The 25,666-nt window shown below is 47.2% G+C and carries 15 protein-coding genes; 6 read left to right on the forward strand and 9 right to left on the reverse strand.

Going from position 1 to position 25,666, the window contains the following annotated elements; genetic code table 11:
• Positions 1-16: 16 nt before the first annotated feature.
• The 3 genes from DW039_RS04615 to DW039_RS04625 all read right to left on the reverse strand — a co-directional run bounded on the left by DW039_RS04615 (position 17) and on the right by DW039_RS04625 (position 6,828).
• A complete protein-coding gene (locus DW039_RS04615) occupies positions 17-1,771 on the reverse strand; it encodes a RagB/SusD family nutrient uptake outer membrane protein (RefSeq protein ID WP_005833865.1) in 1,755 nt (584 codons plus the stop codon).
• Positions 1,772-1,794: 23 nt separating this feature from the next.
• Positions 1,795-4,833 carry a TonB-dependent receptor gene (locus DW039_RS04620; RefSeq protein ID WP_016272113.1) on the reverse strand — a complete coding sequence of 1,013 codons (3,039 nt, stop codon included), beginning with the start codon at positions 4,831-4,833 and terminating at the stop codon, positions 1,795-1,797.
• Positions 4,834-5,016: 183 nt separating this feature from the next.
• On the reverse strand, positions 5,017-6,828 hold the full coding sequence (locus tag DW039_RS04625; protein ID WP_016272112.1) for a glycoside hydrolase family 2 protein: 1,812 nt from the start codon (positions 6,826-6,828) through the stop codon (positions 5,017-5,019).
• A gap of 285 nt (positions 6,829-7,113) precedes the next feature.
• Between DW039_RS04625 and DW039_RS04630 the strand changes: the two genes are divergently transcribed.
• The gene (locus DW039_RS04630) at positions 7,114-9,999 is read left to right on the forward strand and encodes a transcriptional regulator (RefSeq protein ID WP_120381745.1); all 2,886 of its coding nucleotides are present in this window, start codon (positions 7,114-7,116) and stop codon (positions 9,997-9,999) included.
• A gap of 431 nt (positions 10,000-10,430) precedes the next feature.
• On the opposite strand, the gene DW039_RS04635 is transcribed toward DW039_RS04630, so the two are convergent.
• From DW039_RS04635 to dapB, 4 genes are all read right to left on the reverse strand, one after another.
• Positions 10,431-11,051, reverse strand: a complete 621-nt coding sequence (locus tag DW039_RS04635) for a WbqC family protein (RefSeq protein WP_005833857.1) — start codon at positions 11,049-11,051, stop codon at positions 10,431-10,433.
• Positions 11,052-11,140: 89 nt separating this feature from the next.
• Positions 11,141-12,076 (reverse strand): signal peptidase I, encoded by a 936-nt coding sequence (gene lepB, locus DW039_RS04640; protein ID WP_005833856.1) that lies wholly within the window; start codon positions 12,074-12,076, stop codon positions 11,141-11,143.
• On the reverse strand, positions 12,073-13,566 hold the full coding sequence (lepB, locus tag DW039_RS04645) for a signal peptidase I (protein ID WP_057281868.1): 1,494 nt from the start codon (positions 13,564-13,566) through the stop codon (positions 12,073-12,075). The genes lepB (DW039_RS04640) and lepB (DW039_RS04645) overlap by 4 nt, the downstream gene beginning before the upstream one ends.
• Before the next feature lie 6 nt (positions 13,567-13,572).
• Positions 13,573-14,337, reverse strand: coding sequence for a 4-hydroxy-tetrahydrodipicolinate reductase (gene dapB, locus DW039_RS04650; protein ID WP_120381746.1), 765 nt, complete (start codon positions 14,335-14,337; stop codon positions 13,573-13,575).
• Between the two features lie 96 nt (positions 14,338-14,433).
• On the opposite strand from dapB, the gene DW039_RS04655 reads away from it, so the two are divergent.
• The 5 genes from DW039_RS04655 (at position 14,434) to DW039_RS04675 (ending at position 21,590) form a co-directional block, all read left to right on the forward strand.
• Entirely contained in the window at positions 14,434-15,708 is a 1,275-nt protein-coding gene (locus tag DW039_RS04655) for a DUF2851 family protein (protein ID WP_005826054.1), read from the forward strand.
• Between the two features lie 77 nt (positions 15,709-15,785).
• Positions 15,786-16,298, forward strand: a complete 513-nt coding sequence (locus DW039_RS04660; RefSeq protein WP_005826053.1) for a hypothetical protein — start codon at positions 15,786-15,788, stop codon at positions 16,296-16,298.
• Between the two features lie 114 nt (positions 16,299-16,412).
• Positions 16,413-17,102: a DUF6250 domain-containing protein gene (locus tag DW039_RS04665; protein WP_005826049.1), complete on the forward strand. Its 690-nt coding sequence runs from the start codon at positions 16,413-16,415 to the stop codon at positions 17,100-17,102.
• Positions 17,103-17,108: 6 nt separating this feature from the next.
• On the forward strand, positions 17,109-20,195 hold the full coding sequence (locus tag DW039_RS04670) for a chondroitinase family polysaccharide lyase (RefSeq protein WP_120381747.1): 3,087 nt from the start codon (positions 17,109-17,111) through the stop codon (positions 20,193-20,195).
• 42 nt (positions 20,196-20,237) lie between these two features.
• Entirely contained in the window at positions 20,238-21,590 is a 1,353-nt protein-coding gene (locus DW039_RS04675; RefSeq protein WP_371682743.1) for a sulfatase, read from the forward strand.
• A gap of 65 nt (positions 21,591-21,655) precedes the next feature.
• On the opposite strand, the gene DW039_RS04680 is transcribed toward DW039_RS04675, so the two are convergent.
• The gene (locus DW039_RS04680) at positions 21,656-22,606 is read right to left on the reverse strand and encodes a tRNA-dihydrouridine synthase family protein (RefSeq protein WP_057281929.1); all 951 of its coding nucleotides are present in this window, start codon (positions 22,604-22,606) and stop codon (positions 21,656-21,658) included.
• A 97-nt stretch (positions 22,607-22,703) separates the two neighbouring features.
• Positions 22,704-25,586, reverse strand: coding sequence for a chondroitinase family polysaccharide lyase (locus DW039_RS04685; RefSeq protein ID WP_057281881.1), 2,883 nt, complete (start codon positions 25,584-25,586; stop codon positions 22,704-22,706).
• Positions 25,587-25,666 lie beyond the last annotated feature (80 nt).

Consider the following 25,666-nt stretch of genomic DNA (forward strand, 5'->3'; position numbering starts at 1 on the left):
ACTTTATGGTAATTGCTTATCTCCACGGAGTATTCTGAGTCAGATTCGGATTGCGGTTTCTTTCGTTTTCTGGAATCTGGTAGATATAATTCTTTTGGAAATTGAGTTCGGGTGCATTCTTGAATTCATCACGTATGCGTGTGCCATTTGTATCATACAAGGTTAAACCGTCACTGTTTGCCTCTCCCCATATGTCATGGATTTTTCTCCAGCGGCGAATATCGAATGGACGCATACCTTCAGTGGCCAGTTCCACAATACGTTCTTGCTCAATGGCATTGAAGAATGCTTCGGAATTGGCATACTTGTCGGGTGTTAAAGCCGGCAGGTTGCCACGGCTGCGAATCTTATTCAGCAAGGCTACACATTCGCTGGTAGGACCGGACGTTTCGTTGACAGCTTCGGCATACATCAGATACACATCGGCCAAACGCATCAGATAGAAATCCTGCGGACCATCTGTACGCTCCCAACCGGCTTCCTGGCGTATCCATTTACGGAAGATATAACCGGTTTGATTGCTGGCATCATTATTGATGAAACCGTTGGCCTCATTTCTTTCACCGAACATCCAGGTATATTCGTCACCCATTGTCAGGCCGTCCGTTGTAATTTTCTTGTAAGACTCACCATCCCACATGATGGTCGATTTCATACGCCAGTCACGATTCTCATAGCTGGCACGGTTACGTGCTCCATTAGGGAGTGCAGCATCTTTAGACAAGATAAGCTCATCACAGAAATCACCGGTGACAGTTGATTGGTAACGGTTTGCCAAGCGGACAGTAGGCATAATCCAGCATTGTGCATTACCGGTGGTACGGGTACCGAAGTCGCGCAACAAACTTTCACCCTGGCCGAGAGAAGGACCGCCATAAGTAATGGAGAAGATGATTTCCGAACAATTTTCATTATAATATTGGAACAGCTCTCTATAGTTGGGTTTGTCTTCAGTGCCGGGATTACCATCACCAAAGATTGTCAGGCCATAATTGTTGATTACTTTGCTGAAGTCTGAAGCAGCGGCGGCATAATAGGTTTGGGCTACACTGCTGCTCGGCTCGAAGCCTTCCAGTTCGGGCCATCCGTTCTTGTTCCAACAAGCATAGTACAATTCTATTTTTGCTTTAAAGCCCAGTGCGGCAACTTGCGTGGCACGTCCGTACTTATCACCATAGCTTACGGGAAGCTTTTCGGATGCATTCTGTAAATCGGTGATTAGTTCAGGAATGATGGTAGCAATAGGGGTGCGTACCAATGAGCATGCTTCATCATTGCCGCTGAGTACGTGGCGATAGTAAGGAACATCACCCCAGTTTTGAACCAAACGGAAATAGGCCAATGCACGCAGGAAGTAATTCTCGGCATTGATAGCCTCCAAAGATGCTTTGGTTGCGGCATTCTGTTCTGCTTGAATCATTTGCTCTACATACTGAATGGTGTAGTTGGCACGGTTGATAACCCGGTATGCATTGTTCCACATACTGGAAAATCCGCTGCCCGGCGTTCCGGGTCCCCATGAAGAAATATCACCGATACTCTTACCGCGAGTATTTTGGAATTCGCCATGCCCGTCGTAGTAGTAATCAGTTGCAAACAAAGTCCGCACTGCGTTGTAAACACCGTAGGTAGAGGACAAGGCATCATCTGTACTTGTCCAAAAGAGGTCCGAAGATACTTCTGTTGTAGCAGGACGGTTCAGCAGGTCATCTATACAAGAAGATGTTAAACCGACCAGTCCGGCTAATGCTATATACTTAATATATTTCATATTCTTTCTTATTTGTTGAGTTATCAGAATTCTATATTCAAACCGATTGAGTAGGTTTTAACCAATGGGTATAGGTCGTTCCCATGAGGCTTTTCAGGGTCGATACCTTTCCAGGGAGTTAAAGTAAAGAGGTTCTCACCGGATAAGTAGATACGTGCACGGTTGAAACCGATTCTCTGCATATAACGTTCGGGAACGGTATAACCAACCTGTAAGTTCTTCAAACGGAAATAGTTGGTATTATAAGCCCAATACGTACTTTCTTCACGGTTCTTGTTACCACCGCTACCATTCAGCAGACGGGGTAGGGAGGCACCACGATTGTCTAACGACCAAGAATCACTCCAATGGAATTGCTGGAATGCATAACGGTTATCCGGTATCTTGGTATTGTTCAAATCATCCAACCATACATCGGAACGCCCGTAGTTACCCTGGAACAAAGCCTGGATATCAAAACCCTGGTAGGCTCCGGTCAAAGTAATACCGAATTGTCCCATCGGGGTATCGCGGTATTTGTCGGTGTATGCTTTCTTATCAAGGTCACTGATTTTACCGTCACCATTCAAGTCTTTGAGGATAATGTCACCCGGTGCGTTGTAGGCATCTCCTTGATAGGGTGCATTGTAGAGTTGATTCCAGCTTTGCACCAAACCCGGATAAGCTTCATATATATAGAGGAAGTGGTAAGGCATGTCGAGCATAATCCACCCACGGTTCAGATAGTCACCCCATTTCTCCAGCTTATTTACGTTATAAGAAGCGTTTACATTGACGCTGTATTCGAATTTGCGAATACTGGACTGCCAGTTCAGATTCACTTCAACACCGCGGTTACGCAGGTCGGCCACATTGATATTCGGTGCCGAATAACCGGTTAATAACGAAGATATGCTGGAACCACGAATCATACCGGTGGTGAAACGGTCGTACCAGTCGAGTTCGGCAGTCAGCCGGTTGTTGAAGAACCCTAAGTCCAAACCTATATTGATGACACGGGTTTCCTCCCAGGACAGGTCTTGGTTAATCATCTTATTGGCGCTGAATCCGGTTGCAAGACCGTTGTTTCCAACAATATAATTGGTAGTTCCCATTGTCTCTTTCTGTTCGTAACGTCCTACTCCGGAGTTATTACCCAGAGAACCGTAAGAAGCACGGAACTTGGCATTACTGATTGCTTTCTTCAACGGGGCGAAGAAGGCTTCTTCCGAAACACGCCAGCCTACAGCAGCTGATGGGAAGAAACCCCATTGGTGTCCTTTGGCAAAGCGGGAAGAACCGTCGGAACGGAAGTTGAATTCAAACAAGTATTTATCAAATAATGTATAGTTGACGCGCCCTATGAAAGAACGCAAACCTTCGGATTCGGATTTACCGTCGTTGGTCTGTACTTCCTTGGAAGCTGCATCCAGTTCTTCAAGGCTGTTGTGCAAACGGTTCTTACGTCCTGCACCCATGTTGCGTTGGAACCAGTATTCTTCGGCTGCATTGAACATGGCGGAAATATGATGCCCTTTGAAGATTTCCTTTTCATAAGTGATACGTCCTTGGAACAAAGTCTTATGACCTTCGTTATTGGAATTGCTGATGATATCACCTGTATCCGGCATGGTGCGGGCTATACTGTTGGTCTGGAAGTTCATCTGGTTCACCACATTCTGGATGCTTTTGCTGAACTGGTTATAATAGCGCAAAGCGTAACTGACGTTCAACTTCAAATCCTTAAGCGGTTCCCATTCCAAGTAAGCGTTTCCATTAAATTCTTTGCGGGAAGTATTTGTGCGATAAGCTTCGTATTCGGCAACAGCATTACCGGCAGAAGCAGATTCTCCATAAGCCATGGCACCGCCGTATTCACCTGTTTCAGGATGCTTGTTCAAAATACCGGAGATGACATATTTTAAACCTGCAGTTTCCAAACCTGCGCCGCGAGGTGTCTGGCGCTCTGACCAGCTACCATCTGTTCTGATACCTATTTTTACGTTATCACGAACCTTATAATCCACGTTCAAACGCATGTTATAACGGCTGTAGTCATTATGGATTTGCAGACCTTCCTGGTCCATGATGCCGAGTGAAGTATAGAAATTTATCTTATCGTTGCCCCCGGAGGCTGAAACCGTATGGTTCATGATGGCACCGGTACGGAACATTTCGTCATATTGGTCGGTGTTCGGAAAAAGAATAGGATCTACCAAGCCCATGGCCATCCATTGCTCTACCGTACCCTGCTGGAAACTGGTCGATTTGTTACCTGTGGCAGCAGAGCGCATCTGCATGGTCAGTGCACGGCTATAGTCGGCTAAATAGTCGTAAAACTCTACGGGGCTTGATAAGGCATAAGAACCATTATAAGTCACTTTGGATTTGGCTTCTTTAGAACCGCCTTTGGTGGTAATCAAGATAACACCGTTGGCTGCACGCGAACCGTAAACGGCTGACGAAGCTGCATCTTTTAAGACTGAGATGCTTTCAATATCGTTCATATTAATACGATTGATATCTACATCCGGCATCCCGTCCACTACAATCAATGGGTCAGAATTGTTGATGGAACCCAAACCGCGTACTTTCAGCGAAGCACCGTCTCCACCTGCAAAACCGGTTGTTTGGCTCACTACCAATCCCGGCACCAAACCCGAGAGACTGGAAGATACGTTTGTGATGGAACGGCTGGCAATCTTTTCATCGACTTTTACTGCTGCAACAGAACCGGTCAGGTTTACTTTCTTCTGAGTTCCATAACCCACTACAACGACCTCATCCAGTGTTTGAGAGTCTTCCGAGAGGGTTACTACTACATTGGTTCTACCTTTCAAGGGTACTTCTTGAGTAATGTATCCGATGAAAGATACTACAAGAGTTGCATTAGATGAGGCTTCAATGTTAAAATGTCCGTCGATGTCTGTGATTGTGCCGCCGGTGCTGTCTTTTACTTTTATATTAGCACCGATAACCGCCTCTCCTGTGTTATCTTTTACTGTACCGGTAATTCTGGCATTTTGTGCCGTGACACTTCCGATACCAATAAAGAGTAATAGGAATACCAAAAAATGTTTCATATTAGACTTAATTTTGAATGAATAAATTAAAGGTTAATTTTCATATGAAGATGATAACCTTCATCTTCTTTCTCTCTACAGAAAACAGTTGAGCTGCTTCCTATAAAGAAAGTGTATTCTCATAGGTGTTACTTCATAGGCGTCCTTTCTTTTTTAAAGTTATTAATGAGGTCTTGTTGTGAGCTATTTATATGCTTCGGTTAATTCTTTATACCATTTCTGCAAAACAAAGAATGCTTTCTTTTTCTGTCCTTTATCAGAAACCAGTCCTTTACGGTTGAAGTCGTCCTGAATCTCGGGTACATGGCGGCGCGGTGAGCGGAAATCTTTCAATATCCACGGAGTAGTGCCGGCAAGTCCCGGAATACGTTTTAACATGTTCACGTGGCGGATATACAAATCTTCCTGATACTCCTCCGTGAAGCGTTCTTTGGGTGAGCCGTGGCGCCCGTACAAAGCACCGCCTCCGAGTTCACTGATGAATACCGGTTTCTGAGTATCGAATGTCCAGTTCACGCGGTCACATTTCTCAGAGTCGCCATCGTACCAGCCCACATACTCGTTGAAGCTGATGATATCCAATAGCTCTCCCAACGGGTCGTTTACCGTCAGAACACCCGGCTGTACTTCTTCCTTCTCCATAGCTGCGCCAATCAGGCGGACGCTATCGAGGCTTCTTGCTTTGTTTGCCAGATTAGAGAGGAACGTGAGACGCGTCTCGCTGTGCGGAGTTTCGTTGGCAATAGACCAGATGATGATGTTACAACGGTTCTTGTCGCGGGCAATCATGTCGCACAATTGTTGCTCCGCATTTTGGTAAGTATCCTTGTTCTCCCAGTGAATCGTCCAATACACGGGAATTTCGGACCATACAAGGAAGCCCATACGTTCGGCCTCGCGCACCATCTCTTCATTATGGGGATAATGGGCCAGGCGAACAAAGTTGCATCCCAGTTCCTTTGCCCAACTCAGCAATGTGTGGGCATGGTCTTTTGAGTAAGCACGACCACTGTAATAGGGAGTTTCTTCGTGGATGCTGATACCCCTGCAGAAGATTTCCTTGTCATTCAGCAATATCTTGATGCCCTCCGTGCGAATCGTGCGGAAACCTATCTCATCAGAAACCTTATCCGTTTCGGAAGCCAGGTTCACGGCATATAATTTCGGATTCTCCGGGGTCCAGAGTATAGGTTTGCTTTTTATTAGGAATGAAGCATACCCGTTGGCATCGGTCGTGACTTCTTTCTTTACTTTCAGTTCGGGAATATCCAGTGTTATCTTCTGTTCCTTGTCAGAACCTTCCAGTTGCACCCAGCCCTCAATCATGTTCTTGTCATCCTTTGCCAACTGTACGTAATAGTCGCGTATATAGGTTGCAGGCATTTCTATCAGAGTGACGGGACGGGTTATTCCACCGAAGTTCCACCAATCTGCATTGACCGTGGGCACAGCTTCGGGCAGGCGTTTGTTGTCCACCTTGACCACGAGGCTGTTCGTGCCTTCTTTCAGGAGGTTGGTAATTTCAAAGTTGAAAGGAGTAAACCCGCCGATGTGCCTTCCCAGACGTTTGCCGTTCAGCCACACGATAGCCTCGTAATTAACAGCTCCGAAGTTCAGGAAAAGGCGCTTGCCCGGCTGCAAGGAGTATTCAAAATGTTTGCGGTACCATACGGTTCCTTCATAATAATACAATTGCGGACGCTGTGTGTTCCAGTCTCCGGGAACAAACAGCAGTTTATCCGTTTCAAAGTCGTATTCCTGCAACTTGGTCTTGTCGGAATAAGTCTTGTCCTGGGCATAACCTCCGTCATAGGGTTTCAGACGGTAATCGTAGTAGCCGTTTTCAAAAGGATCTACAATTGTTTTCCACTGCCCGTCGAGGGATGTCGTCTGGCGTGCGCTGACATTCATTATCTGAGGTGCTTGCTGGGCGAAAGCCAATACCGGCATCAGCATCAAAAGAAAAGTCAGACTGTTCTTCAAGAGTGTTTTCATACTACTATATTTTGATTTAAAATTAAGAAGAACGATTTCCATGCATTCTTCTGTAGAGTGATGGCAAATATACAGGTATGAGGCATTCGTATTCCGAAGTCGGCTACATCATAATTACATCAAATGCCGGTTTTGACTACATCATTACTTTCTCACGAATGTTGTAAGGTGTTGGTTATAAGTACGTTTTCTTTCAAGTATGCTTCTTCTGAATAAATCTGTTAAAGATGATGTGGTGGAATACTACTTTAGAGTAAAGGAGTTATCTTTGCTTCATAAACGCAAATGTTGACCGCTATGAAAAGCAAGTCCTATTTTATACTTACCCTTTTGTTATTGCTGTCGGTGCAGTTGAATGCAGGATGGCAACGTCCGGTAACGAACTATACCCGCCATACTTATAAGGCAGGTAATCAAAACTGGATGTTACAGCAACACGATAACGGTTGGATGTATGTGGCCAATAGTAACGGTTTACTCGAATTTGACGGTGCAAGCTGGAATCTTTACCCTATACGTAATGCAAAGGCGCGGGCCATGAGAATAGGGAATGACGGACGGATTTATATCGGTGGAATCGGGCGGTTCGGTTATTTCACTCCAAACAGGCTGGGCGGATTGGACTATACATGCCTTTCGGATAATTTGCCCCCGAATTCAATAGTTGGCGTGATATGGAACATATTGCAGGATAAAGAGAGAATCTATTTCCAATCAGACCGTAGTTTGTTCTACTGGGAAAATAATAAGTTGGAATACTTGGAGTATCCGGGTGAGATTTATACTTCGGCCATTTTATATAATAAGTTCTATATCGGTGCGGCCGAGGGAGTTCTGGTGATGGATGGAAAGAAGTTCAGTTTGGTGCCGGGTTCGGAGATGCTGGGCAGGGTATCGGGACTATTACCCTATAGTGGCAAGATTCTGATAGCCACCCGTTACAACGGCCTTTTTATCTATGATGGCGAGACGGTGCAGAAGTTCAATAGTGTTGCAGATAGCTTTATGCAGCACAATCGTGTGTTTTGTGCTGCTCTTAACCAGTCTTTGCTGGCACTTGGCTCTGTGCAGGATGGGGTTTGTTTGCTTGATTTGGAAAAGGATGAAATGAATGTGATTTCCATTAATAGTGGATTGCAGAACAAAACAGTGCTCAGTATGTCTTTCGATGCGCTGAACAACCTTTGGTTGGGGCTGGATAATGGCATTGACTGTGTACATTTGAGTTCGCCCGTTTCTTCTCTATATGGTAATAAACCGGTCATTGGGTCCGGATATTCTTCTATCGTTTATCAGGGTAAGTTGTATCTGGCTTCCAATCAGGGCCTTTATACAACACTACCATCCACAGAACTGAACAAAGAGATACCGATGACTTTTGTTCCCGGAACCGGTGGACAGATGTGGTCTTTCCTAAACTATGACGGTAAGCTGTTCTGTGCTTCGGACAACGGTGTCTTTGTGATAGACGGCGATAAGATGGAGCATTTGGATGGTATAAAAGGTGTCAGGAGCCTTGTCCCTTTGAACGGTCACCCGGATGTGCTGATTGCGGGTACTTATGGTAAATATAGTGGGTTGCATTTACTGAAAAAAGTGGCCGGGCGTTGGCAGCCTGCTTTCCGGCTTAAGAATTTCACTTATGCTGCAAAAAGCCTAATGGCTGAAAGCTCGGGTAATGCGTTATGGGTGACAAATAAGGACAGAGGTGTCTGCCGCTTGATTCTGTCGGATGATTTGCAGGAAGTGGTAAGTTTGAAAAAGTATAACCATAGCGCTTTCCCTTCCGGTTATGATATATTTCTGACGCAGGTAAACAGTGAAACAGTTGCAGTGTCACATTACGGGTTATGGCGCTACAATCAAGCCACGGATAGTCTGGAAGAATATCATGAGTTGGAAAATATGTTGGACGGGAAAGCCGCTTACAGTTATCTCACCATGGATATGGCCCATAATATATGGTACGTTTCAGGTGAAGCTCTCAAGTTGTTGCGCTACGATGCTGTGAAGAATACCTATTCAAAATTGCCTCATGACACATTCTTGAAGGGCTCTTTGATAGAGAACTATGAGCATGTAAATGTATATGACGGGCAAGCTGTGGTGGGAACGGAAGAAGGTTTTTCCCTGGTACGCTTTTCATCGACGACTGTGGGTAAGGAAAAGCTATCTCTACAGATACGCCGTGTATATCTCACAGGACGACGCGACTCATTGATTTACGGGCGTAGCTATCATTACACAGATTCTCTTGTCACTATTCCCTATAAACACAACTCCCTCCGCATAGAGTATAATGTGAACAGTAACGATGCATCCCAATCGGCTCTTTTTTCCTATCGCTTGAGCGAGGGGAGCGAAAGGGGAGAATGGAGCGAGTACAGTGAGAATACTATTAAAGAATTTACGGGTCTGCATGAAGGTAAGTATGTGTTTAGCGTAAAATTGATGACCGATAAAGACCAGGAGTTGGTAATGACTTCGTTCTCATTTGAAATCTTGCCTCCTTGGTATCGCACCTGGTGGAGCTACCTGATATATGCAGTCACTGTGGGTTTACTACTATATTATATAGCCTATCGCATAGCTGTCAGCCGGAAGCATCTGTTGATGCAAAAAGAGCTGGAGCTCTACAGGCAGAAACAAGAATTCAAGAAAGAGAGTGAATTGAAAGACCAGAAGATTGACTCACTGAAAGAGGAGAACTTGCAGGCGGAGTTAAGCCATAAATCAGAAGAACTAATCCGTACTACCTTGAATATTGTGCGCAAGAATGAGATGCTGATGGGTATCAAGAAAGAAGTATTAGGCATTTCCCATTCCATCAGTGAAGAAAACTTGGTTTCCCTCCGGCGTAAAACACTTCGGCTACTGGGACAGATTGAAACGAATATTGAGCACGATGACGACTTGCAGGCTTTCCAAAGCACCTTTGACTCTGTCTACCACGACTTCTTCAGAAAACTCGAAGAGGCATATCCCGAATTGAACAACAAGGATAAACTGCTCTGTGCATATATCAAGATGAACCTGCTCTCCAAAGAGATAGCTCCCTTGCTGAACATCTCTCTGCGCGGAGTGGAAATCAGCCGTTATCGCCTTCGGAAAAAGCTGGGCCTGGAAGAAGGGGAGAACCTGGCGGAGTTCTTGCAGAGGTTCAATAAGTGATGCGAAGCAGGGGTTGAATACTCCCCGAATCCCCTAAAGGGGAGGTGGATACTTCGTACCTCTGTGTTCAATCCCGCTACGAAATGAGCACAATGATATTTTGATAATTTGTTGTAATTTATCAAGGTTCTGACTGTGTTTTTGCAACTTCTTGATTATCAGCATTATTCTGGTGTGCTGCATTCACTATACGACTGAGCCCTATTCACTATACGACTGAATTAGGTTCAGTATGCTACTGTTTCTTGAATCTGTGTTGTTTGTAAATAATGCAGATTGCTATTCGGCTCTTTTCCCGGTTCATAACGGGGCAGAAATGAAGTAAATGATATACCGCAAGGCGCTTGTTGCCTTGTCAACTTGTCCCCTCGTGATACTAACATTTATCTCAAACCCGTTTAGAAATGAACTCCCTAATTCCCATAAGTAACCTACAACATCAACAAACTCTCCGGCCCCATATTGAACAGCAAATCTACAATGCTCAGGTTAGGCAGAAAGCCGTGCTTCTCCTGAAAGACCTGGTAATAGGGTTTGGGAGAGAACTCCGGGTCTTTCAGTCGGAAGTCTTTCTTCGGATGGATGCGTTCGCGGAAATCCGCTTCATTCGGAGTGAATTCAGTCCGGTATTCGGTGGTGCGTGCCATATCGGGCTGTATGTCTATCAGAGAACAGATAAGATGGCAAAGTTCTTCGTTGAAATCGACTAAAAACTCATACTTCTTTTCATAGAAAGGGCGGAAGTCGTCTTTATAATATTCAAAGAAAGGAGTGTGGTTGTAGGCAGATTCAAGCGCATTCCAGTGCAGATGCCGCCAGTTACCGTGGTCGGAGATACGGATATCGCGCATCGGGCATTTTAGGCTATCCGGCTTTACGGTAGGGATGGAAAGTGCCAACTCGCCGTCCGGTGCGGCAATGGTGCAGCGGTTGCGGTAAGTCTGCTTCATATAGTGGTCATGCTGTTCGATGAATACTTTATCGTATGCCAGCAATTTGGTATAATATTCTATGGGAGCCAAATAGGCGGAAGAAAGAAAAACTGTTTTCATCAGTATATTTACGATTAGATGATTTGCGATTTACGATTGAAGCTACTGTTCATTGTTTGTATTTTCATTTTTATTCTTTCATTTGTTTGTCATTCCACTCTTTTCCATATCCTGCCCCATCGGTAACCGCTGAAAGGTCCTGTTCCCTTTTCTTTGGAGAACCAGATGATAGATGCCTTGCCTATGATGTGGTCTTCGGGGACGAAACCGAAAAGACGGGAGTCCGAAAGATTGATGGTATTGTTGGCACTTACCCAGTAGTAGTCTTTGGTAAAATGGCAGTGTTGCACGGGTTTGCCTTCCACATAAAGGGTGTCGTTTTTGATTTCGGCTTGTTTCTTTTCGTGAAGTACCAGGGTATTTCGCAACAAAGTCTTGTTCCACGGATATACGCGCACGGCTTTGCCTTTGCTGGGGATTATCAGAGGTTTCAGCATCTCCATAGAATCTTCCTTGACAATAGGTTCTATCCAGCACTTTCCGTTCATGGCTTGTTCCAGCAAGTAGTGTTCATAACGGCTGAAACTGCGTATATTCTTTGTTGAATCCTGCCCCAATAGTTTGTTGGGAGCGATGGAAAGGATGGACAGTAATGAATCCAGCTGCCGTTCCCGTTGCCTGGGATAGGAATAAAGGAACTTCTGGTCGGGTGCATTCTTCTCGGAAGGAATCACAGAAAAGAGTGAATCTATCAACAAGGTATCTCCGGGAGTACCGATGCAACGGCTGATAAAGACCTCCCGCCGGTCAATCGTAGGTTCTGAAAGATTGGCAGGATTGTTGAATACTAGAATATCCTCTTTAGGTACGGGACTGTCTGCCCAACGATGATACCCCCATAACTTCATGAAAGGTAGTCGCAGGCCATAGCTCCACTTGTCCACAAGAATACGCTCACCTTGGTACAGTGAATTTTCCATGCCGGAAGAGGGGATAAGATAGGAAGTTGCCACACAACCCCGAAGCAGCACCACGACGAGTGCCACTCCAACTATTGTAATTGCTATCTTCCATCCTTTTTTCATTTAATGCCGTCCACCCACTTGAATATCCGGTTCCAGCGTATCTTACCGTCAAACCAGCCTCGGTCTTTGTCCAGTGACAACCATACTACGATAGGCTTTCCTACGACATGGTCTTCCGGCACAAAGCCCCAGTAACGGGAGTCGGCGGACTTGTCGCGGTTGTCGCCCATCATCCAGTAGTAGTCCATATTGAAGGTATAGGAGTCGGTCTTTTCACCGTTGATGTAGATGCCGTCTTCCTTGACTTCCAGTTTGTTGCCTTCATAGGCAACGATGCAGCGTTCGTAGATGGGCAGGTTATCCTCGGTCAGCTTGATGGTGGCACCTTTGGCGGGAATCCAGATTGGACCGTAGTTATTGCGGTCCCATTTGGTGTAAAGGTTCAGCGGATACATCTGTCCCGAGAACTCTCCCGGTTCGATGATAATATTACTGATGAGTTTCTTGTTGCCCGAAAGGGTCTCGTACATCTTTTTGGTAAGCGGAAGATGATAGACCGGCGCCAGTCTTCCTTGGGCATCCCGGCGGTCCAGTCCCATCTCAATCAGATTCTCTTCCCAGCCCAGGCCGTCGGTCATCAGTGTCTGGTCCTCTTTGCTGATGCCCAGTTCACGGAACATATCATCGGTGATATAAGGACCTGTAGTCTGTACAAAGTAGTTGAACTGCATTTCTGCAGGGTTCTCGATGGCCTTGCCGTCGATGTATACCTGTCCTTTCTTGATTTGCAACGTATCGCCGGGCAGGCCTACGCAACGTTTTACATAGTTTTCACGACGGTCAACGGGGCGTATGACAATGTCACCGTACATTCTAGGATTGGAACGGATAAGATTACGTCCGGCATTGTAGTACAAATCATAGACGGTACGTTGTTGTTTGCGTGTCAAACTGTCCATATTCACTTTGTTGGGATACACGCGTTTTCCTTCTTCGTAAGCAAGGGTATAGAAGTCTGTCTGCTGGAAGTTGGTGGCTACCGTGTCGCCTGCCGGGAAGTTGAACACCACAATATCGTTCAGTTTCACTTTGCCGAAGCCCGGCACACGTTTGTATTCCCATTGAGGCCATTCGATGTACGACTTGGTGTTGAATACCGGTAGTGTATGTTGTGCCAGCGGCATGGAAAGCGGCGTATTCGGTACGCGCGGGCCATAGCTCATCTTGCTGACATAAAGGAAATCGCCTACCAACAAGGATTTCTCCAGTGAGGAAGACGGTATCTGGTAATTCTGGAACACATAGATATTTACGAAGTAGACGGCTACCAGCGCAAATACGATGGCATCCACCCAACTCATGATGCTGCGTACGGCAGGATTCTCCGATTTCTTCCAGAACCCCCAGGGTATCTTCTTACTGATGTAGATGTCAAAAATGAAGGGTAGTACAATCAGTCCCAGCCAGCTTTTTACCCAAACCAGAAAGGCAAGGTAGAGCAGGGTGACTATACTGAATTTAATCCATTGGGTGCGTGTTGCTTTTCTCATGATGTTTTAGTCTTTTAAAAATGGAAACAAGTCACTCATTCCCAAAGCACCTTCGTGCTTGGCGGTATATTCGGCAGCAAGGACAGCTCCCAAGGCAAATCCCCTGCGATTCTTGGCATCGTGGGTGATAGTGATGCTGTCGGCTTCGGAGTCGTAGCGGATGCTGTGGATGCCCGGTACTTCTCCTTCGCGGATAGAACTTATGGACAGCTCATTGGCTGCACATTCCGTAGAGCCCGAAACGGTTCCGTCGGGAGCCTGGAAAGTTCCTTCTATCCATTTGTCCTTACGGTCGAGATTCTCCAGAATACCTTCGGCAAGCGTGATGGCCGTTCCGCTCGGAGCGTCCATCTTGTGGATGTGGTGCGTTTCGCTCATTGTCACATCATAGGCAGGGAATTGGTTCATTATCTTTGCGAGGTACTTGTTGACGGCAGAGAATATGCTTACTCCCAGACTGAAGTTGGACGACCAGAACAGTGTCTTGCCGCCTTCGGTACAAAGTCTCTTCACTTCGTCTCCATGTTCCGCCATCCAGCCCGTACTGCCGGATACCAGTTTGACCCCGGCGCGGAATGCCTTCATATAGTTATTGTATGCAACCATGGGGTTGGTGAACTCTATGGCAACGTCGGCGCTCTTGAAGGCTGCCGATTCAAAGTCTTCCTGATTGTCGACATCGATGATGCTTACAATTTCGTGTCCACGGCCAAGGGCTATTTTCTCGATTTCCTTGCCCATTTTTCCGTAGCCGATTAATGCGATTTTCATTGTTTCTATCTGTTTTTATTTAGTTTATCAACAAACTATAGGTCGCAAAGATAATCTTTTTCTTACATTTGTGCTCAACATTAACGTCTTGTTAACATGGAACAACTACTGCATTATGTTTGGAAGCACAAAATATTTCCTTTGTCATTGCTCCAGACAACCTCCGGCCGGCCGGTAGAAGTGATAGATCCCGGTTTGCCGAACATGAATGCAGGCCCCGATTTTTTTAATGCCAAACTGAAAATAGACGGTACGCTCTGGGTGGGCAACGTCGAAGTGCATACGCAGGCATCAGACTGGCTGCTCCATAGGCACGACCGTGACAAGGCGTATGATACCGTCATCCTGCACGTGGTGGGCGAATCGAATTGTGATGTGTACCGCACGAACGGTGAGCTGGTTCCCCAGATGGTGCTCACTTGCCCCGACACTGTCCGCTTGCGCTATGAAGAGCTTCGGCAGACAGAGATTTATCCTCCCTGCTATTCCATCCTTGCCTCCCTCCCAAAGCTGACCGTCCATTCCTGGCTGTCCGCTTTGCAGGTAGAGCGTTTTGAGCAGAAAGCATGCGTCATATCCCAGCGGCTCGAACGCTGCAATCATCATTGGGAAGATGTTTTCTTCATTACTCTTGCTCGTAACTTCGGCTTCGGGCTGAATGGGGATGCTTTCGAGGCATGGGCAAACCGCCTTCCATTCCGCGCCGTAGACAAGCATCGGGACAGTCTGTTTCAAGTGGAGGCTTTCTTCCTGGGGCAGGCAGGCCTGCTGGAGGAGGTCTCGGCAGAGGCAGATGATTATTATTTGATACTTCAGAAAGAGTTCCGCTACCTGCAACACAAGTTCGAGCTGCCAGCTCCCATGTCTGTTGAGCAGTGGCGGTTTCTGCGTCTTCGTCCCGATAACTTTCCACATGTACGCCTCGCCCAGCTTGCCTGTCTGTATCACAAGGAGCAGTCGCTCTTCTCGCGTGTTATGGAGGCTGAAACGCTGGAGGCGGTGAAGAAGATACTGGCTGCCAAGACTTCCGCGTATTGGGAGGAGCACTTCAATTTCAGAAAGGTTTCACCCCGGAGGGAAAAGCGGGTAGGGGACGGTGCCTTGAATCTGATTGCCATCAATACGGTCATCCCGTTTCTTTATGCTTATGGCCTGCACAAGGCCGATGACGTTTTGTGTGACCGTGCCACCCGTTTCCTTGAATCCTTGAAGGCCGAAAACAATCACGTAACCCGACTTTGGGATGGTGCCGGTTTGCCGGTATCTACCGCTGCCGATTCGCAGGCTCTGCTTCAACTTCAAAAGGAATATTGTGACAAGAAAGACTGCTTGCGTTGCCGGTTTGGTTACGAGTATCTGAAACATAGATGATAATAATTATCGCCCCATAGCCTTAGCATTTTATTACTTTTATATTATCTTTGCGCATTGAAAAATAATCCGAGTATATGAAGGCTATCCGCTTTGTTTTTTGTCTGTTTGCGGCACTCATGCTGACGACTCTCAATGGTCTGGCTGCCGAAGAGGAGGATTTCAAGACATTTCTCCAGAAATTCACGTCCAGTGCTTCATTCCAGTATTCCCGAATCAAGTTTCCTTTGAAGTCTCCCATCGCCCTCTTGAAGGATGACGGTGAGACGGAACAGACTTTTCCCTTCACCCGCGAGAAGTGGGCATTGCTAGACGAAGAAACGCTGAAGGAAGGACGTACTACCGAAGAGGAGGGAGGTACCTATATTTCTCACTTCACTGTCAATGAGCCTGCCCATAAAGAGTTCGAAGCAGGCTATGATGAATCAGAACCTTCCCTTCGTGTGGTCTTTGAACTGACGGATGGCAAGTGGTATGTCACCGACTGCTATAACGACTGGTACAACTTCGATCTCCCTATCAATGAACTGGAAGAAACTATTCAGGCGGTACAAGAGGAAAACAAGGCTTTCGAAGAACTTCATCCTTGATGAAGTGGGGGCAGAAATCCGCCTCAATCATTATTTTATCCTTCTTCTGTACGATTTATGCCCCTCTTTTTCCAAAAAGAGGGGTTTCTTTGTACCGTACTAATACATTGAAATATGCGGTTACAACTTCTTTTGATGCAACTTCTCTTATGTGTCCTCCCCGGTATGGAGATGGGCGCTTCCTGCCGGCTTACCGCCTGGGTCGTGGAGGATTCTTCCGGAAAAGTGGAAATTACATGTATCGGCGATACGATGGATATTGTATCGCCGGACGGGCTGTCCCTTTGGTATAAGGAACGGTTGACGGGAAACTATGAGATTACCTACCGGGTACAAGTGGTGGTTGAGAATGGTAGCTACGACCGTCTCAGCGACTTGAATTGTTTTTGGGGGGCCGATGACCCCCGGCATCCGGATGACTTCTTTGCCCGCAGTGCATGGCGCAACGGCGAGTTCAAGAATTACAATACGCTGGACCTTTACTATGTGGGCTACGGCGGTAATGATAATGGAACTACGCGTTTCCGTGAATACCATGGAGAGTATTATGGAGTGGACGATGCAAAGATTAAACCCATCTTGAAAGAGTATACCGATGCCGCCCACCTTTTGAAGCCCAACCATTGGTATGAAGTTAAAATCCGTGTGGAGAATGGAGCCACCACTTATGCCATGGATGGTGAAGAGCTTTTCAGCTTACCGGTTGCCGATGGCAAAGGAGACGGCTATTTCGCCTTACGGTTGTGGCAGAACCACGTACGTTTTGCAGATTTCCAAGTAGCAAATATCGATAACCTTAAATAAACAGACATGATGCAATTCAGTAAATGGAAAATAGGAGCGGTAGCGCTCGTTTGCATGTTGCTGCCGGGCAGTGTACATGCACAAATCGTGAAGAATGAGCGCTTGCTTTCTTTTGAGGAGAAGCAGGTTCCGGCGTTTGTCACTACGGCAGCTGGTTCGCAGTTGGGCATTAGCGACGAACATTATAGGGATGGCGACCACAGTTTGAGCTGGACTTTCGAGCCGGGTGCCGCACTGTCTATCAAAAAAGACTTGAAGTTTGAGAAGAAAGACCCGACGGGGAAAGACACCTATCTTTCGGCTTTCATCGTATGGGTGTACAATGAGCAGGCCCAGGACAAGCAGATTCGGTTCGAGTTCCTGAAGGATGGCAAGGTATGCACCTCTTTTCCTTTTGGCATCAACTTCACCGGTTGGCGCGGAGCATGGGTATGTTATGAACGCGATATGCAAGGCACCCCGGAAGAAGGGATGGACGAAATCCGCATTGTAGCCCCCGACGTGAAAGGGAAACTCTTTTTCGACCATCTGATTACTGCCAGCAAGGTAGATGCCCGCCAGCAGACTGCCGACTTGCAGGTACCGTTTGTAAATAAGGGAACCACCAACCACTGGCTGGTTATCTACGAACACTCCTTGTGGAAACCGGACATCCCTCTGACAGACGTGACCGAGGCGCAGAAGCAGGATATACGGATTATGGAGAAGCGTTTCCGCGGCATGCTCTACACACCTTCCGCGCTTTCGGACAAGGAGATGCAGTCCATCCGTGAGAAGTATGATTTTTATCGGATTACCTACAAGAACGGCAAGGTAGCAGGACGTCCTATCTATTTCGTACGTCACTCCGAGGCATACGAACGTATGGTACCCGATTGGGACAAAGATATGTTCTCCAGACTGGGGATAGAGATAAGCGACTATTTCAACCTGATGAAACGCGTTGCCATCGCCTACAACAATGCGGAGGATGCGGCGCTGAAACACGAGTTGAAGCAGAAATTCATCGCCATGTACGATAACGCCACCGACCAGGGTATTGCCTATGGCAGTTGCTGGGGGAATATCCACCATTACGGATATAGTATGCGCGGTCTGTTTGTGGCTTATTTCTTGATGAAGGACGTGTTGCGTGAGGCAGGTAAGCTGGAAGAGGCGGTACGTACGCTCAACTGGTATGCCATCACCAATGAGGTATATCCCGAACCTGCCGTCAACGGTATTGATATAGATACGTTCAACACCAAGTTGCAAGGCCGCATAGCCAGCATTCTGATTATGGAGGATACCCCGGAGAAACTGCAATACCTGCGTTCCTTCTCCCGTTGGCTGGACAAAGGCTGCCTTCCTGCGCCGGGACTGGCCGGTTCTTTCAAGCCGGACGGTGCTTGCTTCCATCATTGCAACAATTATCCTGCCTATGCAGTGGGCGGTCTGGACGGTGCCACTAATATGATTTACTTGCTGAGTGGTACCGAGTTCCGTCTGTCCGAGCAGGCACACGAGACGGTGAAGAAAGTGCTTCTCACCATGCGTTTCTATTGCAATCTGAAGCAATGGTCGCTTTCCATGTCCGGACGCCATCCCAACGGGGGAGGAAGCCTGATACCTATCCAATATGCCACGATGGCCATTGCCGGTACGCCGGATGGCAAGCTGAAATATGACCCCGAAATGGCGGCTGCCTATCTGCGCCTGGTTGCCTATACAGAAGCTCCGGACAAGAATGCGCCCGACTATCTGCCGAAGGCTTCTACCCGCCACGAATTGGAGATGAAGAAGTTGCTCGAAGCCCAAGGCTTCCGTCCGGAACCCGACCCGCAAGGCAATCTGGCTTTGGGTTACGGCTGCGTGTCCGTACAGCGTCGTGACAACTGGGCTGCCGTAGTTCGCGGACATTCCCGTTATCTCTGGGCTGCCGAGCACTATCTCCCCGCCAACTTCTATGGCCGTTATCTGGCACATGGCAGCATGCAGATTCTTACCGGAAAACCCGATGAAATGGTTACTTTTGCCACCAGTGGCTGGCAGGAAGCCGGTTTCGACTGGAATCGTATTCCGGGTGTCACGAGCATTCATTTGCCTTTCGACCAGCTGCGTGCCCGGGTATTGAATGTCGATACCTTCTCCGGCATGGAGGAGATGCTCTATTCCGACGAAGCTTTTGCCGGCGGTTTGTCCCAAGCACATCTGAACGGTAACTTCGGTATGGTGCTGCATGAACATGATAAGTATAACGGTTCTCACCGTGCCCGCAAGTCGTTCCATTTCTTCGACGGCACCATTGTATGCCTCGGTACGGACATCGAAAACCTAAATACCGAATATCCAACGGAAACCACCGTGTTCCAGCTTGCCGCCACCACTCCCGAAACCCGCCGGTACTGGGAGTCCTGTCAGAGTGACGGGCAGACTTATATAGATCCCAACGGCGTAGGTTATTACATTTCCAAAGCCTCCCGCCCTGATGCCCGCTACGAGAAGAACTTCCCGCAAGTGACCGTGGGCGAGCGTAGCACCAAGCCCACTTCCGGCGACTGGGTGTCCTTGACATTACAGCATGGCAAAGCCCCGAAAGGCGCTTCCTACGAATATGCCGTGCTGCCCCACACGGATGCCGCCGCTTTGGAGGCATTCGCCAAGAAACCCACTTACAAGATTCTCCAACAAGACCGCAACGCCCACATTGTGCGTTCTCCGGCAGACGGTCTTACTTCTTACGTCTTGTTTGAGACTCCGCAAGCTCTGCCCGACGGCGGATTGTTGCAGAAAGCCGATACATCGTGCCTTGTCATGATACGCGAATATAAGGACAAGCTTCTGCTGACTGTCTCCCAACCCGACCTGGCCTTGTATCGTGGTCCGAGTGACGAGGCTTTCGATAAAGACGGAAAACGTATTGAGCGCAGTATCTATTCACGCCCGTGGATAAAAAATGTCAGTGGTGAAATTCCCGTGACCATTACGCTGAAAGGTTTGTGGAAAGTGACCGAAACTCCATATTGTCAAGTGGTGGTGGCCGACCGGAAGCAGACAGTACTTCGTTTTACCTGTCGCGATGCAGTGAGCCTTGACGTGGAATTGAAAAGGTGAACCTTAGAAATCGATTTTTAAATCCGATAAATTTGTACCATGATGAAATTCAAAGACGTACTATTTTGTACCACAGCTTTTGTTCCAGTTTTGTCGGGAGCCAAGGAGTTGCCGAATATTATCTATATTGTGACCGATCAGCAAACGGCTTCTGCTATGAGCTGTGTGGGAAATACGGATGTGCATACCCCGAATATAGACCGTTTGGCGCAGGCGGGTGTCTTGTTTACCAATGCTTATTGCTCTGCTCCCTTGAGCGGTCCTTCTAGGGCATCCATGTTTACGGGACACACATCCCATGAAATAGGTCTTGCGAGAAACAATGTGCCTATGCCCGATTCCTTGCGGGCAACGACCTTGGGAGTTCTGATGCAGCATGCCGGATATGAATGCGCATATGCCGGAAAGTGGCATGTACATACCGCTTCCATACCGGATCGGGAGTTTGGTTTTTCTGTCCTTCATCCGCACACCGACCACGGATTGGCTGAGGCTTCCGTTGCCTTTCTTGAACGGGAACACACCCGGCCCTTCTTTCTTGTAGTTGGCTTCGATAATCCCCACAATATCTGTGAATATGCACGTGGGCAGAATCTGCCATACGGCAATTTGCCTGAACTTTCTCAAGACGAATGGCCTGGATTGCCCTTGAACTTTTCCCGCCATCCTTACGATGCCGATGTGATAACCTATGAACAATCGCTGAACTATTCGACCTATCCCACGCGTCATTATTCCCCGGATGACTGGCGTCGCTATCGCAGTCTTTATTTCCGTTTGGTAGAAAAAGTGGATGCTGAAATCGGAAAGATTGTCGACATCATTGATCGGCGGAATCTATGGAAGAACACGGTAATTATCTTCACGAGCGACCACGGTGACGGTGTGGGAGCACATCAATGGAATCAGAAGTCTGCTCTTTACGAAGAAGTGGTGAACATCCCTCTGATAGTGACTCTACCCGGAAAGAAGAATGCCGGAAAAGAGATGCCGCAGCTCGTCAATGCAGGTGTTGACTTCTTTGCTTCCGTATGCGACTGGGCAGACATTCCTCTGCCCGGAGGTTTGTATGGCGTTTCTTTTAAATCCTTGGTTGAGAGTGCCGACCCAGAACAGGCACACCAACCTTATGTGGTCATAGAAACCACCTTCGACAAAGGTATTACCCGTGGTTGGGCTTTGCGTACTCCGCGTTATAAATATGTGTTGTATGATAAAGGAAACTATCGTGAACAGCTTTATAACATGGAGGACGACCGCGGAGAGATGCGTAACTTGGCTCTTGAAAAGAATTATCGGGAAGTGTTGCAGCAGCATCGCGCCTATTTGGGCGAATGGATGAGACGGCATCGTGTGGCGCAGATACGGCCTGAGGTACATCTAATCCCGAAGTAATGTTCTTTCCATTTTGTAACTGTTTGCATCGCTTGTGAAACTTCGGTAAGCTCAAAATCGGTTTCTCAAAGTTCTGCAAACAGTCGAGCGACGGCTACTTCGTAGTTGCTTAGCTTCGTTGTCTTATGGATGATTTTCTTTGCTTTCCGGTCGGCATTGGGAAGCAGGTATTCCCAAAAACTTTTCATTTTTGTCAGCAGTTGTAGGTCACCACCTTGTAGGCGTTCCTTGTAGGCATTGAACACTTCGTTGTGTAGTAGTCTCACTTTTTTTGCCATTTCATCGGAAGAAAGAGGATGTCCTTGCTGGTACTCCCAGGCCAAAGCAGGGTTGGCGAGCAATCCACGTCCTATGACAACACCAACCAATCGGGGAAAGCGGGCGACTATGCTTTCGATGTCATCTGGCGTGTGTATGTCACCGTTGTACAACAGTGGTTTGTCACATCCCTTGTAGAAGGCTTCAAAGCCATTCCAGTCAACAGTACCTTTATACTGCTGGATGCCTAAGCGCGGATGGAGAGTGACATGTGAAAGTGGCAGTTCGTTCAGTAGAGGGAGCAGGGCGAGGCACTCGTCCGCATGTTCCCATCCCAATCGCAGTTTTACTGAAAAGCGGATTTCCGGGAACTTCTCTACAGCGGTTTTCAGCAGCGCCTCTACCTCCTTGGGGTGGGGCAACATACCTGCTCCGTTGTGCCGCTTGACCAACATGGGAAACGGACAGCCAAGGTTGATGTCGGCTTCCCGATAGCCGTATTCGATGAAAAGGGCCATTATCTGCTCTAATTTATCGGGAGTCGGGGCTATGAGTTGCGGAATGAAGTGCATTTCCCTGTTGTTGTCGGGATGGATTTCGCGTATGTCCTTGCGACGGATTTCGCCGTGTTCCACACGTACAAACGGAGAATAGTAGGTGTTGATACCTCCGAAGATTCGGGCATGTGCCAAGCGGTAGGCCGAATCAGTGTAGCCTTGCAGTGGGGCGAAGTAGATGGGTAATCTGTTTTCGTTCATATCGGCAAAGATACATGTTTTCTTGCGAAACAGCACTTGCTTTGCCGAAATTCTATATTTTCCCCACTGCTTTCTCCGGCTTTTTATCGCTTGCTAACTATTTGTTCAGCAGGATAAATTCTATAGGCTGCCCGTGTCTGCAAGTCACGGTGAGTACTGTTTCTGTTTGTCCTACTTCTACGGTTACGTCCTCCTGCAGTGTTTTACATTTCCATTGACCTTTCAGTATCAACTTCTTCTCAATGGGGCGGCTTGGCTCTTTGGTGGTAAAAGCCTTTTCAGAGATATTCAAATTGGGGTCGCATACGCTGAGCAAGAGGTTGGAACCAGATTGCTTTTGCATTACCATCGTTTCTGCAGGGATGGAAAGGAATAGTTCGTCTTTTTGGGGAAGATAAGTTTCAAAAGCTGCGTATGCAGTGATACCTGTCTGTTTATCGATAACCACATGGGCGATACTGTCTTTGTGGAGTATCTGGTAAGGTGCTTTCCGTCGGGCGGCATCCAGTTCTTTTGGACTGGGCTGTATCAATACCATATATTCGTATCCGGCATTTTGTGGCGCTGCCCCATGATTGATATAGGCAGAAGCAAAAGTTCCTTGTGTCTTGGCACGGGTTTTTTCATGGTGGGAGTCTTGCCGGGCAATCTGTATCTGCACGTTATCTCCATTCACCAGATAGTAATTGTTATATCCATCTTGGATGCAATGACGTTTGCCATCGTTTAATTCTTGGTGGAAAGGCACGTTCTTTAGTTTGCCGTCTACATAGATGTCGCTTTTCCCCTTTTGGAAGGTACTTTGAAAGAGCGTTGTTTCCGTTGGGAAAGAAGCATTGCTATTGCTGATACCCGTACCCAGACATATCATACGGTTATTGAAACAGAACACAGATTTGCGGGCAACGAAATCGGGTGTGAAGTTTTTCAAGTTACGTTCCATCAGCTTCATGGCAAACATACCGTTCTTACCTTCAAGGGAACTGCTGCCGGAGAAGTTCTCTTTGGAATGTGCCATGGTGGTACCGGGCAGAGGACTGTCTAGTAAGTCGAACGGTAAATGTATTGTGGTGGTTCCGGGCAGACGGTTCCAGTCCCATCCGTTTTCATCGAAACCGCTGGCTTTGCGCGACGGATAACCCATGATTTGGACGGAACCATAACTTTGGTAACGTCCGTAACGATTATCTTTCCTATAGATTTCGGATCCCCATACATCGGTAGTATAGCCTTTCAAGGTTACCATCCAGTCGTTTCGGCGGAAAATGCCTGCCGAACCATAATTGTATACAAAAAAGCCTTGCGGAGCTTTTGCGGGGGTAATTCCTTCTTTTCTGAAATAGATGGCTTCGGGAGTATCATTGTTGCAAAGCCGCATATAGTCTGCTGCTAAGTGGTGGTCGAAGGTATTGCTTTCTCCTGATAAATCTCCGGCAAGGGCAAGATAGGCAAAGGCAGCTACGTCATTTTCTTTCATGGAACCTCCGAAAGGGTGTCTTCCGCTGATACCGATACCCCATTCATAGATGTTGCAATAATTGCGCATAGATATGAATGCGGATTTCAGCACCTGGCGTGCTTCCATGGTAGGCACGTACCGGGTATGGCTGGTGAGTGCTATGAACTGCCCTACCATGGCGAGCACTCCGGTGGTATAGGCAGGATAGAATCCTCCGTGGTGGAAGGTTGTTCCGTCTACCTTGATACCGCCAATGGTTCCCGGACTGTATTGCAAGGAACCACTCAGCCATCTGGAGAGTCCGGCAAGGGCCCGTGCTCTTTCCCTTTCGTCCACAAACAAGAGTGCAGATACGGTTTTTGCCATCAGCAGGGTGTGCCAGCTATCCAGTAATTCGTCCCGTCCGTATTGGAAAGGTATCCTTGTTTCTTGTAATGCTGACCAGAAGATAAGTGCTGAGAGAATATTATCCCTATTGGGAGCTTTCCAGATAGCGTCGCGCATCAGCCATGCCGTAGTATATATTTTTCGTACCTGATAACCGTAGTGATGGTTGGTGCCCATGCCACTGCCAAAAGCGAAACCTTGGTTGATAGCGTAGTCCCAAACGAGGAAGTAATTCTTTGCCGATTGGGCAGAATGGTTGTAGTAAGCATCGTATGCAAACCCCGAGAGCATATCTTCCAGATCGTTCCAAGAGAGTTCGCCTTTTCGACGGTTTAGTTCATCGGGTGCTACAACGGGAGCACCGGTGAAACCGTTACTGGATGGACGGATATTGGCCGCCTTGAATGTGCTGTAGGCTTTTGATATTCCTTTTTTAGGTGCTTTTGGGGTGTCGAGTATTGCGGTCAGCCGTGCTTCTACAGTGGCCAGTTCTTGTTTCTCGTCGGTGGTTAACGATTCGCTCAGAGGTAGGTCGTATTGATATTGTTCCCATTGCCAGACGCGGCACCAATGCCACAGGTCGCGATAGGTCAGCGAGTTATTGGTCGGCATCTGCAAATCGGGAGTAGTACGGTCATTGATTTTTTTTACCGGGAAGGTCAGTCGGTCTATAAAGACTCGTCCGGTGCGGTTGGGGGCAATGATACGGTAACCGGCAATTTTCTTATCTTGTTTGTCTCCTTGCATGTGCTTGAAGCTTATCCAGCAGGCGCGCCATCCGGCAGCGTATAGTCGGAATCCGAAGTGATGGGAAACATGTCCGTTGGGAGAGTAAAATTCAAAACGCAGGGAGTCTTGCTGAGGCTTTTCATTGTATATCCACAGAGTGATTCCGTTGTCGCCCTCCAGGGTAAAAACAGATTCGGATGGAATGTCCAATATGCTGTTAGGAGAGAATTTCCACTCCAGGCTCTTGCTTCCTTCTTTATAGTATGATGATGATAACGCCAACTCTTGTTTATCGGAACTTTTGAAGTTACAGGGGATTTCTTCTTCGAAACTTACGAATTGTGCAAAAGCGGATGAACTAAGATAGGTCAAAATAAATAGCAACTGAAAAAACTTTCGTGTCATAACTATCAGGTTAAATAAGGTAATTAATTGATTGTGTTACAAAATTACGGAATATTGTTTTCATAAGATGTGTGGATTGT

The sequence above is a fragment of the Bacteroides sp. AF39-16AC genome (genome assembly GCF_003602735.1).
GTDB lineage: Bacteria > Bacteroidota > Bacteroidia > Bacteroidales > Bacteroidaceae > Bacteroides > Bacteroides uniformis.